A 15,624-nucleotide genomic window follows, 5' to 3' on the forward strand; every position below is an offset into this window, starting at 1 on the left:
TAATAAGTCTGTTGAGGTTTTGGGGGATTGAATTTCTAACTCAGTTCGCAAGTAGCGAAAAACGCTTTTTAAATAAGTGTAATCGGGATGTTCGCCACGCATGCTTTGAGGTCACTAAAGGCAACACTATTGTCGTCCCGTTGCAAAGTTGTAGTTTCCTTATATTCACTGCTATCAGCAGTGTCCAAGAAAGCATCTATCTGAGTCTTAGTTTCCTTTGAAAATTTTTGGAGCGTGCTAGAAAAGAAAGAAGTTCTTTTCGTATGTACGCAAAGCCGACCGGATGAGGCGATTAATTCGTAGGTTTGTAGGAGGTTCAATACGTTGAGAACGAAACCGTTGAATAACTACAGCTTCTAGATGTTCAACATCCTGCTCGTGTCCTAATACCTGCTCCAGCAGCCAGTTAGCCATTTCCTGAGCATCAGAGACAGTGGCTTTACGAAAGCCCAAGAAGGAGCGAATTTCAGCACGGTGATATTTAATGCTGCGTCCTTGCCAATCATATGCATGATATTCTTCACTCGGTACACTGACTTGTTTAGATAGATGGACAACAACAGGTTTGGGGATGTCACGAATGTGTTGAGGGAACTTGACTTCTAACTGAAAGAATTTCAACAAAATTGCGAAACCCAGTCGGTTCGCACCAGTTTTGTTACCTAGCAAGGTTTCTTCATCGGGAAGCAGTGTCCAATACTCAATTAACTCGTCTACTTCCCAATGTCGCTTCATTGTTTATTTGTAAAATGTATCCTGATTACACTACCACGGAGCGGCGCAAAAAGTTCCGCCTTTGACTAGAGTCGGAACTTTACTTGGGACAATGATACAGTTTCAGGATTTTTCCCTGCTAATCCAGACTGTAAACAGGTAAAGTGCCAACTCCCATACAAAATTCGGTACTTTTTTGGGAAGCACTCAGTCAGAGTGAAAGCTGGATTTTTCTTTCCCTGGCATTATCGCGTGTCCCCTCAAGGTGAAAAGTTTGAAACCTAGTCCTCTAAGGACTTTAGAGCTACTTTGCCCCTGGTGACAGCTTCCGTAACACTACCCCTTCTAGAAGCAAACTCCCATCTTCCAAACCATGTCCGCAGAAATGAACAATAGAAGGGCGTTCTTCTGCGATCGCTCTGCGAATATCTTGAGGACGTACAGCTGTTCTAATCCGAACTTCAAATAAATCGCGTCTTATGGCTCGTCTTATAGCATCTTCAATTTCCCTGATCTCTCGATCCAAACGCAAACCGTGAGGGATAGCTGCCAAAATCAAGATTTTTTGCTGCTGCTTGTTCTGATTTCCTGATGCTGCTGTCTGCTGCCCAAGGTGAATATTGTAGATGTCGCCGCCAATTTGCCTAGCGTTCACTGTGTCAGCGTTAATCAACCCGCCGCCAAACTGGGCATTGCGTAAGTCGTTGCTGGCTTGCTTTGGGTCTTCTGAATCGGGCATGGGTCGGTTTGGGCAGGTTTAAGCGTCATTGTTGTGAATACTACCACCTATTCGTTTTGAGTTAACAGTGTTGACGTTGACCGTGCTACCTGTTTATGACTTGCGATCGCGTGCTTTGCTTCTATCTGAGACTCAAATTACAGGCTAACAATTACCTTGAATCGCGCCTAAACTCCATTTGGGCAAAGTGGTCTTGCAGCAGTTTGTGGATGAAGCGATAGCGACCGCCGACACGCTGAGAGATACAATCAACTACACCGCAACCATTCTAGAATTTCATCAACTGACTGGTTGGGTGTAAAGACTTGAAGGGTGTTGCAGTTTGGTATGGGGTCGCTAATAAAACAAATTTTTCCCTCAAACTTGCTGATGCTGTTGAGAAATGTATCACTGTATGTAACTTCACCTGTAATAATCGCTACCAATTCGCCCAGCGTTTACTGTCTCAGCATTTATAAACCCACCAAACTGGGAATTGCGTAAGTCATTACTGGAGACTTGCCTTGCATCTTCAGAATCCGGCATAGGTCTAACCTGGGGTTTCTTGATTTTCTATGTTTTGAATATTACCGCCTACTTGCTCTGTATTAACATTAATGGCATCTACTATGCCACCTGCAAACTGGGAGTTAGGCTGGTAGTAAATCGAGACTTTACCAGAAGTTTCTGCTAGGAAATCTGCTTGTGGCAAGCTTTTTATTGATTTCTGACCAAAATTATTGAAACCCAGACTCCCTAAGCCTTTCAGCGATTTTAGTCACTATTTCCCGACAACTCTTTTATCTTTATCCTCAAGTCTTGCTTGGTACTGCGCCTCTAATGCCTTAGCTGCAAATTCATAGCCCTGCATGAACTCACTGTGGATTTTTGCTTTATCTGTATCAGGGGAAACAGCTACTCGGACTACAAGAATGCCATCGCCTTTCTTCTCAATGCTTTGGACATCTAGTTGAGCGCCTTGGTTTTCGACCTCTAATTTTTTGAAAGAATAAGCGAAAGCATCCCAGTCGATACCATTGCGAAAGATTAGGTCAACTGTTTCTAAGGATTTTTGGAATAACTTAGTAAACTCGCCAGGGGAAAAGTTTCCATTGCTGGGACGACGTTCTTGTTGACCTTGGCGAAGGTAGATGTGGTCACAAATTATATCAGTTAAGTTAGTTTCACTGTTTATATGCCAATCTTCTATACAAGCTCCTGTAAATATTGCTCCAGTAAAATTTGTTCCTAATGCTTGTACTTTGGTTAAATTAACATTGCTTAAGTTTGCTTTGTACAGATTTGCTTTTTCAAGGTTAGCATCATTTAAATCTGCGCCAATTAAGCTTGCACTACTCAAATCTGCTTCTATTAAATATGTGTTGTTAATGTCTTTTTCACTAAGGTCTGTGTTGCACAGCTTTGCTCCATTAAGTCGTAGATTGCTAAGTTCTAATTCGTAAACAGTGGTGCTACTAAAATCCGTTTGGAAAAGATTTGCGTCTTCAAAATTTACTTCCGTAAACCTTGCTCTAAAGAAAGATGATTCCCTAATATCTACTCTACGAAAAGATGCTTGGCTAAAATTTGTATTTCTGAAGTTAGCTCTTCTAAAACTTCCAGAAAAAGTTACTTCCCTAAAATTACCTCCAATCAGGTTAACTTCGCTAAAGTCCTCTAAAGCTACTTTGGGGCGTTTCAATGGAGATATATCTAAGCCAAGATACTCTTTTCTAAAGTCTGGATCACCAAAGTTTGCCCAATATAGATCACATTCAATAAATATGGCTTCACTAAAATTTGCTTTATCAAAGTCTGCTCCTTTAAAATCTACTCCATAGAAGTTTGCATTTACAAAATCTACTTGTCGAAAATCTCCGTATAAACTTGCGTCTTCAAAATCTGAGTTGCTAAAATCTGCTTTATAAAAATTGATATCACTAAAATTAGGTATTATTTCAGGATTTTTCTTTCTCCAACTATTCCAGACCTCTACCAGGGCGGCCGCATCATGTCAACAAGACTAGTCTATTCTCAATAGAACTTGTACTTTTATCATTAATCTCCTCTTATTGCGAAAATATTTAGCGATCGCTTTGAGTCTCTAAAAGTAAATTAAGCAGTAAATGCTGATTTTATCGTTGATGTTCAACTTTGGTTTTGATCAAGAGTAATTTAGATGCGGCCGCCCTGAGACCTCTACTCCTTGCCTCAGTATCGCTAGATGCTCCTCATTTGCCATCTTAAGTTCACCCCTCTGCTTCATCTGTAGCCATTCTACTACTCTGCCTCCTGCCATCCTTCTAAATCCATCAAAGTTTTTATTTTTTCCAGATTTTGTAGTTACTAAATGCTGTATTTGTGGTTGAGCAAGATAATTTCTTACTGTTATAGTATATTTTAAGTTCCTGGCTTGAAACCAACATGTATGAGTTATATTGGCTCTTCTAAAATTGCTATATTTCAAACTTGCCTTGCTAAAATCTGCTTTTGTTAAATCTGCGTTCTGAAAACTAGTCCCACCTGTATTAACAATAGCTATCTTCACAAATTCATCGACTATTGCTGTAGACATAGGTAAAATACCGGCCTTTACTTTATTGACTGCTGTAGACACTATTCCTGCCTGAGAACCAATTAAAGCAATGGAAAATATCCCACACAAAGCAAAGCCTATTGGTACGAATCCCACTACAACTATAGAAGCAGATTGATTTATTAAAGCATATATCATCAAAGCAAGAATCCAGGTTATAAAACCAGCTACTGCAAAAACAGCAGTTACCGTCAGAGCAAAACTTCTAAAGTTAAAATGGTATTTAGACGCAACAAGCTCAATAAAAAAGGTAAAAAGAATAGTTATTACTACAGCAATATAAATAGAGCCTAATATTGCTGATAGCAGTAAACAAATCAACAGAGTCAGACAGCCAATAAACCAACGCTTCTGCAATCCTGTTTTTGCGTAGCTAAAGTCAGCACCCCTCAAATTAGCACTTGTAAAATCTGCTCCCCGGATATCAGTGTAGCTAAAGTTTGCCCCTGTAAGGTTTTGACCTTTAAATGAACGACCTCTAAGGTTTTGGCGGGAGAAGTCTTGAGGCATAGCAAGGCTAGTGAAAGCAAGGGTTTACTCTTGATACAACTTTAGTATGTGCTTTTACGCAATTTAGCACAAAATTTAAGTGATGGTTTTTGGGAAGCGCTCTCTCGTATAATACTGGACTGGAGAGAACAGAAGACTCAACTGGAATCTTGGGAAAGGTAAATGTGGCTTAAGGGATAGATATGTTTTTTAGCAGAAGCTAACCAATATTTTACTGTTTTCAGGGAAAATAAAAAACTTTAGCAAAGCGAAATTCAAAAGAGACAAGGTTGAGTCGTAAGTTGATTGAACCGTGTATTATACGAAAATTTCGTATAATACACGGCTATAGAATAGCCTAAAATACTATTGCTTGGTATTCTCTATACGGGTTTTGTCTTGATGAGCTTTACGCGATAGTACTTGCAGATTACTTAACACAGTTAGACCACCTTGGGACATGGGTGTAATATGATCAATTTGAAAATCTCGCCTCATTTGACTTTTAAATCTAGTAATTGCACAAGTTATAAAGCCTCTTATATCTGTGTATTTGGCAAACACAGCTTTTTTAATTTTTATGTATTCAAGAATATCTCGCTCCTTAATTTCATATAAAGTTAGCTTCTCTATTGGTACAGTGTCAGGAATAACGGTTGGTATAGAAGCAGATACATTGCCATATATACCTGGATATGCAATTTTATTAATTTCAATATCTAACTGCTTTATAAAATAAAGTTGATTGTAACTAAATAAAACTTGCCAAAAAGATTTTTGATCATTCCAGAGTGAGTCAATATAGTCAGACTTTGCTTTGACACCTAAATCATTATCATAAATATGTCTTGCTACGATAGACAAATCACACTTTCTTCTTTCGCTAAAAGCTAAGAACTCTGGTTTTGCTTGTTTTTGAGCATAAAAATGCAAGATATTCTCTACATCTTCATCTCTATAACCCAGTAACGTTTGACAGTTAGGGAAATAAATTTGTTTTGTCGTTTGAAACAGATATTCAAGCTCTTTCTCAGTTAATATTTCTCGGTCTTTTAAATCAATACCTTTAAATATAATCTCCAAATCATTTACAAAGTTATCGTATGCCTCTTCCGTGTCATCATATAATAACACTTCATAATTCCTAGGAATAGGCTCAAATGCTTCAGATTCTTTAGCTACTTCGAGAATACAAAAACGATAAATTCCAATAGGAACTCTTTTCAAAAATTCTAATGCTTCTAGCCCAGTAGTATCAATTGAGTCATCCATGATACGAGCAAATTCTTCTATCATCTCAATAGAAATGAGTTTGGCAGTTCTATTATTAGATGGAATATCTTTCTCAATAAATTCTGCATTGTCTTCAAAATGAAGTTTTTCTGGATTAACCCAATTGATTTTGTCTTCCCAATCATCAATAAAACTAACTACATAAGCTTTTTCTGTACCACCTGCTCTTTGACCACGTAAAGCCCGCCCTATCATTTGTGTCATTAATGTTGTAGATGCAGTAGGGCGCGTGAGAAAAACAGTTTGCACGTTAGGTAAATCTGTTCCCTCGGTCAACATTTCTACATTTATTAAAACCTCAAGTTCCCCATTCCTGAATTTTTTGATTTTTTCTGAGTTCTCTTTCGCAGAAACTGTAGCACCTGTATTCACATCTTTCAATGATGAAACGATAAAATCAGAATTAATACCTTTATCTTTAAACAGTTTGTTCAGTGCAATTGCGTGTATAATATCAATTGCAAAAATTAGAAGAGGCTTGTATTTTTCACGATTTTTAATGTAATGGCTGACAATTATCCCGTTACGTTCATAAGACTTTGCAATTTCCTCTGCAATATCTTTTGGTAATTTATCAAAGTCTTCAATATTTTTGATATCTCTTGCTGTCAACTTTTTCTTTATTGCTATTTTTGTTTCTAGATTTTCAAAAACTGGTTCAGCAAGAATTCCCTTATTTATTAAGTTTCTTAGATGTTCTGAAAAGATAATATCACTAGGGAAAATTAACTTTAGTAACCCCTTTTCACTCTCATCTGTACGAAAGGGAGTAGCAGTTAATCCCAACATTTTGAAACCATTTTCATGACCTTGCCTTTTCATCTCATCTTTAACAGCATTAATTAACTTACGGTAAGTCTTAGCTGTTGCATGGTGCGCTTCATCTATAACTAAAAGAACCTCTGGCAAATAACGAACCCAGTTATTCAACAAGTGATCGAGTCCACCATTTAGGCTATCTTTACTGGCAATAATAATGTCATCGCTAGGTTCAATATGTACAGGTCTTCCATGTTTAGGATGTCCTGAAATAATGCGGTATTTAAATTCTGATACATTACTTAGTAATGATGAATAGGTACTAAGTGAAACTGTCTCAAGTGCTTGATCAAGTAGTTCATGGCGATGAGCAATCCATAAAACTTTTTTCTTGTTATTAATAAAATTACGTAGTAACCAGTGAACTGCTGTTAATGTTTTACTACCACCTGTTGGAAGAACTAGTAACCCTTCAAAGGGAGCTTGATTGATTTGATTTAATGCCTTGATTGCTTCATTCTGGTGGGCATATAGTTCTTTCGGATGCTCGCCTCTTTCAACATTGAGCCGACCTGAGTAGTGAACTTGAGCAGTTTTCATAATAAAGTGAATGCTAGTAAAAACTGTGCTTCAGGATGAGTTTTAACTGGTTACTAGTTAACGGAACGCAGTCATTTAGCACCCTAATGAATAGTGTTCCCAAACTCAAAGCATAAATTTATGAATTTAATATCTTACCCACGAGATTAGCCAGCAACCAGTACAGTTTGTATTGCAGCACTTACTGAAGATTCCTTGTACTCCACAGTTTCGGTTAAATGCAGAGATTCAGCGCACAGTTAAGCGGTATTGGGAGAATGTGCCGGGTGCGATTGCTTATTTGAAGGATGGATGCACTGCGGACTTGGAAAGGAATTAAGTCGCCAGAAGCCGTGTTTGTTGCGGCTTGTAAGGAGGGGAGGAAGCCAGAAGTGCAACACGCCAAATCGGGTGCGATCGCTTGGTTCGAGTGGGCGAGGCGGCAGCGAATTGTGATTGCGATGTCAGGGGAAACAGTGTATACGCCTGATGGGGAAGCGGTGGCGGTTGCAGAAATGATGCGGCGGTATCCGGTGCAAGAGTAGGGTTGTTTATTCGTTGTGGAGTAGTTCTAGAAGGTTGAGCAGGGCTTGGCTGTTTAATTGGGACTGGCGATATAACGATGCCCATCACCCGCCGCAGATAACCTTTGCATCATAACCGATGAACTGTCGACGCTCGGTGAGCATGGGCATTGTTAGGCATTCATCGGATCTTCAGCATGATTTCTTTCGGATTTGCGTTCTTCCAGGATATCGGAGATCAGCTCAATTACCAACTCCGGAAAATTTTGTTCCACCAATTGCTGAACACGATTCATTGTTGGCCATAGAAAGTCCCCCTTATCACCCTGAATAAAAGATATCCAATGCGTAGGGTAATACCTGACTAGCATCCCAAGAATGTAGGAAACCATGTATGTAATACATAATTCAGAATATCGAGTACCTTCAGGAAACGGTTCAGCAAGATGCAGAGAAGGAATCGATCCAAATATTTTGTTTATGTAAGCATGAATGAACATTGGAAGGTTATTTGCAAAGGTCTCAGCATCACAAGTTAGCGTAACCCAGCCAGAATCTAATATTGCAGTGTATCCAAGCCTCTCATAAACATTTTGAAATTGAGAGAATGGTTCTGCTCTGACCTTTGCCCTAAATCCTGCATTTTCGCTATAGGTCATTTCGTTGATAGAAGCATACTTCACAACATCTGAGACATTTGAATAGTCTTTCTTGAGATCGGGAATTCGCGAAAGAAGATCGGCGACCGAAAATTCTTGTCCAAGACTAGGAATATCGTAAGAAAGTCGCCAATCAACTGCTGATGAATTTACATGAATTGAAATTCTGTTTTTTGTGTGCGTTACGAAATCTGAAAATAGTCCTCGTCGGGTTCGTATCTTTAAATCAAGTACTCCTTGAAGTCCAGCTGAGGTCTATGCCACTTAAATTTGCTCTTAAAAAATTTGCTTCTCTAAGAATTGAATAATTTAATTTTGCTTGCGCGATATCTGCTTTATAAAAACTAGTATTAATTAAATTTGCTTTATAGAATTTAGCTGCTGTAAGGATAGAATTGCTAAAATTTATACCTCTAAGTATTTTATGTTCAAAACTGCATTCGATAAAATTTTCATCATTATCCTCACCAGGATTAAAGGGAATATCCTCTATCCCTTCAAAGTATGCAATCTCTAAAAAATCTGATTTTCCAAGTATTGCTCCTCTTAATTCTGAACACTCAAGAGTTGCTTTTTCAAAATAAGAATCAGTTAGGTTGGCTTCAGTAAAATCTGCCTTTCTAAGGTTTGAAAGGCTTAAATCAGCATCGCTTAAATCAGCTCTACTAAAGTTAACATTAGAAAGGACAGGTTCTATTTCTGGATTATTCTTCCGCCACTCATTCCAAACCTGTACCCCCTGCCTCAGTATCGCCAGATGCTCCTCATTCGCCATCACTAGTTAACCCCTCTGCTATCCTGTTGTAAACAAACTACTCCGCCTCCTGCCATCCCTCAATTGATGCCAACAAAATATTCACTAAAGGATGGTCGATTAGCTCTTTAAATGCTTCAGTTCCCCCAGCCTTCAATGCACCTATCACCCGTGCTTTCAGTGCTGGGTTATTCTCAATCTCATCCACAGCCTTAACCACAACACTCATCCTCTGCGATGTTGTGGCAGTGGGGTAAGTCTGGCTCAGTTGGTTGAGAAGCTGCTGAATGTCTGCTGCGGCTTGGGCAAGGTTTTGCTTTTGCCCAGGGTTGTAGTTGGTGATGTTGCCTCCGATTTGGTGCGCGTTTACGGTGTCAGCGTTGACTAGACCACCACCGAATTGAGCGCCTTGTAAGTTAAAACTAGAACTTTTATTACTTACCCTTTGTTGGTTATTTTCTCCTTGAACATTATTAATATCGCCATCAACTGAACCACCAACTGCAAAGCCACCGGGATTGTTAGTCATAAAACCTACCTGCTCAACGTTTGAATAAAAGCTAGGACGCTGTAGTGCTGTCACTACCATATTCTGTAAATCAGCAATTCTACTATCTTTTTCGGCGACGAGCGCTTTAACTTCTTGTTCTGCCAAGGCTTTTAGCTGATTATAAGTATCAAAATACTCGGCGCTCAGTTGCGATTTATCAGCTGCGATCGCAGTTTTGGCACGGAGTAAGAATTTATCCTGACCCCGTTTCTCCATTGCGACTATCTCAAGTTCAGCATCAGGGTTATTCTCTGCCAATTGCTTGAACGAGATAGCGATCGCTCTGGGGTCAACACCTTGATTATGGTACAGGTCGAGTGTGTCGAAGATGGGCTTGATGAAATCTCCAAACTGGCCATCAGCAAATACTTCCTGCCTGTTGTCGGGTTTACGATGAGGGTCGGGGTTGTCTGGTGTGGGCAGGCGCATATAAACGTACTCACAACGCACTCCGTCAAACTTAGTATCGGTGGTAATGTTCCAGTCTTCAATGAATGCGCCTGTGAGAATTGCCCCTGTAAAGTCTGTGCCATCTAGTTGGGTTTGTACTAGCTTGGCTCTTGATAAATCTGCATATTGTAAGTTTGCTTCGCTTAAATCTGCTCCTATGAAGCTAGTATTTCTTACGTTTGCTCCTTTGAGGTTAACTCCACGTAAGTTTTGATGGTCAAAGTTTTGGTTTTCTCCTTGTCCTGTAGCTAATAAATTACGTAGTTGAAGATTTTGAAGATAAGTTTTGTCAAGTTGAGCATAATCTAGCATTTTAACTTGGTAGAAATTGGTATTTGTTAAGTTAGCTTTTCTGAAATCTACATTTCTAAGTACAGCATTAGTAAATCTAGAATTAGTCAAGTCAGATTCACGAAAACTTGTTCCTCCTGTAGCAGCTATAGCAATAGCAATATTACGAATCCAAAAGTATTTTTTATCTCCTTTTATTGCCTGATGCCCTACATAAATACTAAACAAAGCTACAGCTACAGCTATAATTACAGCTATAGTTATAAGTATTGTTCCAACTGTAGTAAATATAAATTGAAGGTAAGTTGCAATTACAGATACAAGTACGGCTAAAATTACAATTATGGAAGTAGTAGTAGCTAAGGTCTTGTTAAAAGCTGCTATGGCTCCTGCTACAGCCATAGAACCTAGTATCGCTACAGCTACAATTAAAACTCCAGTTGCTGCTCCAGTAAAAGCTGGTACGAGTTTTATTCCAGCAGAAAACACAACAGCTATTCCTCCAACAAGAGTAAATACTTTTAAGCCAGCATCTAATCCTTTAGAAATTGTAGTGATAAAGAAAGTAGTCAATAAAATAAAAGTAGTACAAGCTATAATTCGAGGTTCTAAGCTATGTGTGGCTATTAATAGTACTAAATAATTAGCTATATATGCAAAAAAGCCTAAAAGTCCTACAAACAAGAATAAAGCAATCGGTAAATAAATAGCCCAACGACCTTGCAAGCCAGCTTTGGCATAGCTAAAGTTAGCGTTTTTCAAATTAGCGTTAGTGAAATCTGTACCTTGGATATCTGCATAACTAAAATCAGCCCCTTCAAGGTTTTGACCTTTGAAAGATCGCCCTCTAAGATTTTGGCTTGAAAAATTAACAGCTATTAAATGAAAATCTTCAACAGGAAAATCTGATAGTTCAGTTAATTCGCCCGATTTAAATAGCTTTTCAAGTCTTTTGATACCTTCGGGCGAGCCTTCAAAGATAATTTTTATACTACCTTCTTCAACTTTAATAATTGTTATATCTAGATCGTTAGCAAGTTTACGTAAATGTTCAACAATAACTTTAAGTTTTGTCTCATTAATCGAATCGATGCTACCTGTAAGTACAAATTCAGCCTTAAATTTATTACCTATATGTTGTGATTTGGATATAGAAGGCTGAGAATTGAATGTATTATTAGAACTAATATTTATTTGCCCAAAGTTATAAATTGGGTTAGACTCAATATTACTCAAATGATTATTTACCTGATTAACTGTGTTAGCATTACCTTGAACAGATTTGTTACTACTTCCTTGAAGAGCTTGATTTTGATTGCCATCTAATTTATTTTCATTTAAGAGTTCATTATCCTCTTGAAAAGAAGATAAATTAAAATTAGGATTTTGGGGATTAGAGTTATCGAAAGGTGGCTGACTCATAAATCAGTTTTACAATCCCAACAGATGAGAACCAGCCGCCGCACCCAGCCAAGTTGCAATTTTCACGATGATCGGCTTGGCTGTTGTCCAGAGTTTCTTACCCGAATCCACTGTCTTAGTCGTTTTTTCTAACGTTTCTGCCATGCTCGTCAAGCGATCTAATGCACGCTGTTTATTCGGTTCTTCCTTCTCTGTGGCTTTCTTAGCAGCACTCAAATCTTCAACTACTTCTTCTTTGTTGTCTGCTGGTAGTTCTGCCCCTTTAATCAAGGTTTCAAGTTCTGCGAGTAACTTGACAACATCTTCCTTAGTAAGCGATTCTGCGGCATCTGCACCTACTTGGTTTTGTTGTGTAACTTGATTGTTGTCACCCTGAACAGCCTGATTGTTGTCTCCTTGTACTGCTCGGTTGTTGTCACCCTGAACGTTGTTGACGTTGCCACCAACTGAACCACCAATTGAAAATCCGCCGGGATTATTAGTCATAAAACCTACCTGCTCAACATTTGAATAAAAACTAGGACGCTTTAGTGCTGTCACTACCATATTCTGTAAATCAGCAATTCTGCTATCTTTTTCGGCAATGAGTGCTTTAACTTCTTGTTCTGCCAGAGCTTTTAGCTGATTATACGTTGCGAAATACTCTGCACTTAGTTCGGATTTGTCGGCAGCGATCGCTGTTTTGGCACGGAGCAGAAATTTATCTTCACCCCGCACTTCCATTCCTACAATTCGTAAATCTGCTTCGGGGTGATTCTCTGCTAATTGCTTGAACGAGATAGCGATCGCTCTGGGGTCAACACTTTGGTTGTGGTACAGGTCAAGGGTGTCGAAGATGGGCTTGATGAAATCACCAAACTCCCCATCTGCAAATACTTCCTGCCTATTATCAGGTTTACGGTGTGGGTCTGGGTTATCAGGGGTGGGCAGACACATATAAACATACTCGCAGTGTACTCCATCAAATTTGGTGTCAGTTGTGATGTTCCAGTCTTCAATGAATGCGCCTGTGAGAGTTGCACCTGTAAAGTCTGTACCATCCAGTTGCGTTTGCTTCAAGATGGCTTTAGATAAATCAGCATTTTGCAAATTGGCATAGTTAAGGTTTGTACCGATAAAACTGGCATTCTCCAGCTTTGCACCTTTTAGATTTACACCTTCTAAATTTAATCCATCAAACTCTTGCGCTTTGCCGCTAAGTGTAACCACTAGCTGCCGAATTTTAGGGTTTGCGAGATATGTATTTTCTAAGCGGGAGAACTCAAGTCCTTTTGCCATATACCAATCGGTTCTTTTTAAGTTTGCACCGCGAAAATCTGTATGCTTGAGATTGGCAAAAGAAAAATTGGCTTCGGTAAGATCAGCTTTTTGGAACGAAGTGCCTACTTTGCATACGGAAGACTTAACTGATGCGGGAAATGATACCGGAGACTTGACTCTGGATGCTCGATTAGAAGGAATTTCTCAAGGAAAATGTAACTGTCCTTCAGGATGTACTTGTGTATTCATATTGGGATTATGTATCAAAAATTGTAATTTTTCACCGTTATCTTTTTACTTACCTTCTAATTAGATGAATTAGGTTGAAAAAAATAAGCAATTTCTGTTGCCGAACTTAAAGTGTAATTGTACAGATGGAATTATCAATCTTATTTATTAAAATTGCTGTAAGACACAAGGCTACAAAGGTTTCTAGGCAGAGTATAAACTCCACAAAATCCTCACGGGAGGTAAACGGGAAATCTCCAGTCTGCCAAAGTCCCAGACGATTTGCGTAGGAGAGGTTGGAAACCTTCGTCGCTCCGGTCGCTGATACGTAGATAACCCGTGCCTGCGGTAATGCGTTTTGCAACCTCAGCCCAACAATGCCTTGCTGGGATGCTTTCACCATACCGAGTTTACCCTCAACAGCCATTGCATTGCCCATACTGTGGCACTCGTCATAGGCGATCGCTCCCTCAAAATCAATGCCAGCCCACTCAACAATTTGCTTAAGCCGACTTTTACCATTCTTCTGAGAACGTAGAGTTGAGTACGTGCAGAACAGAATCCCTTGGGTGAAAGGGATGGGGTCGCCAAGTTAATGTTACTGAGGTCAATGATATCTTTTGTATCACCTCCTAAAGCACACCAGTCTCTACGGGCATCTTCAATTAAGGCAGAACTTTTAGATACCCAAATTGCTTTAGAGCGCCCCTGACACCAATTGTCTAATATAATACCTGCACACTGTCGTCCTTTCCCCGCTCCCGTCCCATCACCAAGGAACCAGCCACGGCGAAATCTAACGGCGTTTTCTTCGCTCTGAGCTACTACAGTCACATTATCCCAAGAATCATCGACAATATAAGACCCAGACAAAAATTGTGAGTGCGCAAGACCTGCGTAAATAACGCTCTCAAGTTGTGCCTCTGACAACTTGCCTTGTGTGGCAATGTTTTGTGGTAGATGCGGTTTATAAGTTGGTGCTGGTGGCGAGACAAGTGCTAGGGCTGCACTCTCACAAAGCAGCGAGGGATGAGGTAAAGCGTCCTTGATTCGGATTCGTTGTGGGCGATAGGTTTCATATAAAGTATCTTTGAGTCCTTCTGTAGCAGACCACTCAACGACTTCGTATTCCAGAATAACTACATCTGGAATTGAAGAAAGTGTTTCTGCTTGAGTTACCACAGAGCGTTTTGGCAATTGAACGACTTTTGCCTTCGCCACAGCAGCTTTGACATCTGAGCCTTCCCACGGAGATCGCTGTGGCAACTGCTGAACCAGTGCCAGTATTTCAGGCAGATTTAAAGTTTCAGTAATGCAAGGAATTTCGCCGGGATTATCAGCCGGGACTTTATCAATGACCGTAATCCGGGTTTCCATCGTCGTCCCGTGTTTGGCATAAGCTTTCCCACTGACCCCAACTGAAAGCACAACTCGCGCAAAATCTTGCCACTTAACGAAAGTTTCTCGCCAAGTTGGGTTAGCAAAAGAGAACCAGTTAGCAGTGATTGTCACCAGCCGCCCGCCATCGCATAATCTTTGTAATGCCGAGTTGATGTGATTCTTTGTTGCGTCGGGATTGCGATCGCTAATCTTGGGAGATGATGAGAATGGCGGATTCATCAGCACAACTGAAGGCTGAGAAATGCGGGCTAAGTAATCGTTGATCTGTTCGGCATTCACAGAGAATAATGGAACGCCAGGGAACAATCGTCGCAGAATCTTCGCTCTGTCGTCGGCTAGCTCGTTGAGCATCAAACTTGCACCTTGAAGTTTAGCAAACTGGGCTAAAATCCCAGTACCAGCTGATGGTTCAAGAATCAGGTCGTTGTTTGTGATTTGTCCTGCTAACGCCACTAAGTACGCTAGTGGTAACGGAGTAGAGAACTGCTGAAGTTTTAGTTGCTCCTCGCTGCGACGGGTATGCGTGGGACAGAGCAATTGAAGTAGTTGCAATTGCTCTAAAGGATTTTCTGATAATCCCTTTTGTCGTAGGTAGAGAATTAGTGCAACCTCAAGGGCTTCGTAAGCATCTTTCCACTGCCACTTGCCCTGTGCCGCAGTTCCGTGAAAGTGGCGATTCATCTGGGCTTGAAGCAATTTTGTGGTTATAGGTCGATATTTGATTAATGATTTAGCAAGTGCTTGAGCAACATTTAATATTGATTGCCCGTAGTCCAGGACTGTTTCTATATCAAAAAGGCAACCTTGTGAAGCGATTAGGCAAACCATGACAACTATATAGAACCCATTTGACATCTTATGAGGTTTTGAATTAAGGTACTCCTCAGCATCTAAAATCTAATACTAATGGCGTACTCCAGCAACCTCACTGATGCAG

Annotated in this window: 13 protein-coding genes and 1 pseudogene; 1 reads left to right on the top strand and 13 read right to left on the bottom strand. The window is 39.9% G+C overall.

The features are described 5' to 3' along the window. Positions 1-237: 237 nt before the first annotated feature. The 7 genes from H6G26_RS31550 to H6G26_RS31575 form a co-directional block, all read right to left on the bottom strand. Complete coding sequence (locus tag H6G26_RS31550; RefSeq protein WP_190734609.1) at positions 238-735, bottom strand: DUF4158 domain-containing protein; 498 nt, start codon at positions 733-735, stop codon at positions 238-240. A 283-nt stretch (positions 736-1,018) separates the two neighbouring features. Beyond that, positions 1,019-1,453 (bottom strand): CHAT domain-containing protein, encoded by a 435-nt coding sequence (locus H6G26_RS43045; protein ID WP_242053996.1) that lies wholly within the window; start codon positions 1,451-1,453, stop codon positions 1,019-1,021. 402 nt (positions 1,454-1,855) lie between these two features. Then, complete coding sequence (locus H6G26_RS43940; protein WP_277883933.1) at positions 1,856-1,978, bottom strand: hypothetical protein; 123 nt, start codon at positions 1,976-1,978, stop codon at positions 1,856-1,858. Positions 1,979-1,982: 4 nt separating this feature from the next. Continuing rightward, on the bottom strand, positions 1,983-2,144 hold the full coding sequence (locus H6G26_RS43050; RefSeq protein WP_242053997.1) for a hypothetical protein: 162 nt from the start codon (positions 2,142-2,144) through the stop codon (positions 1,983-1,985). 69 nt (positions 2,145-2,213) lie between these two features. After that, positions 2,214-3,134: a pentapeptide repeat-containing protein gene (locus H6G26_RS31560; protein ID WP_242053998.1), complete on the bottom strand. Its 921-nt coding sequence runs from the start codon at positions 3,132-3,134 to the stop codon at positions 2,214-2,216. 462 nt (positions 3,135-3,596) lie between these two features. Then, positions 3,597-4,538, bottom strand: a complete 942-nt coding sequence (locus H6G26_RS31570) for a pentapeptide repeat-containing protein (RefSeq protein WP_190734611.1) — start codon at positions 4,536-4,538, stop codon at positions 3,597-3,599. A 345-nt stretch (positions 4,539-4,883) separates the two neighbouring features. Beyond that, complete coding sequence (locus H6G26_RS31575) at positions 4,884-7,169, bottom strand: DEAD/DEAH box helicase family protein (RefSeq protein WP_190734613.1); 2,286 nt, start codon at positions 7,167-7,169, stop codon at positions 4,884-4,886. Positions 7,170-7,456: 287 nt separating this feature from the next. On the opposite strand from H6G26_RS31575, the gene H6G26_RS31580 reads away from it, so the two are divergent. Continuing rightward, entirely contained in the window at positions 7,457-7,693 is a 237-nt protein-coding gene (locus H6G26_RS31580) for a hypothetical protein (protein WP_190734623.1), read from the top strand. 152 nt (positions 7,694-7,845) lie between these two features. Here H6G26_RS31580 and H6G26_RS31585 read toward each other — a convergent pair whose 3' ends face one another. The 6 genes and pseudogenes from H6G26_RS31585 to H6G26_RS44345 form a co-directional block, all read right to left on the bottom strand. Further along, positions 7,846-8,355 (bottom strand): hypothetical protein, encoded by a 510-nt coding sequence (locus H6G26_RS31585; protein ID WP_190734615.1) that lies wholly within the window; start codon positions 8,353-8,355, stop codon positions 7,846-7,848. Positions 8,356-8,557: 202 nt separating this feature from the next. Beyond that, entirely contained in the window at positions 8,558-9,106 is a 549-nt protein-coding gene (locus H6G26_RS31590) for a pentapeptide repeat-containing protein (RefSeq protein ID WP_190734617.1), read from the bottom strand. 37 nt (positions 9,107-9,143) lie between these two features. Continuing rightward, a complete protein-coding gene (locus tag H6G26_RS31595; protein WP_190734619.1) occupies positions 9,144-11,798 on the bottom strand; it encodes a pentapeptide repeat-containing protein in 2,655 nt (884 codons plus the stop codon). Positions 11,799-11,807: 9 nt separating this feature from the next. After that, complete coding sequence (locus tag H6G26_RS31600) at positions 11,808-13,076, bottom strand: pentapeptide repeat-containing protein (protein WP_242053999.1); 1,269 nt, start codon at positions 13,074-13,076, stop codon at positions 11,808-11,810. Between the two features lie 337 nt (positions 13,077-13,413). Beyond that, on the bottom strand, positions 13,414-13,866 hold the full coding sequence (locus H6G26_RS43945) for a strawberry notch-like NTP hydrolase domain-containing protein (protein WP_347242535.1): 453 nt from the start codon (positions 13,864-13,866) through the stop codon (positions 13,414-13,416). Positions 13,867-13,928: 62 nt separating this feature from the next. After that, positions 13,929-15,542 (bottom strand): annotated as a pseudogene (locus H6G26_RS44345) (strawberry notch-like NTP hydrolase domain-containing protein); the annotation flags it as partial. Positions 15,543-15,624: the final 82 nt, after the last annotated feature.

The sequence above is a fragment of the Nostoc sp. FACHB-888 genome, from assembly GCF_014696655.1.
Lineage (GTDB): Bacteria > Cyanobacteriota > Cyanobacteriia > Cyanobacteriales > Nostocaceae > Nostoc.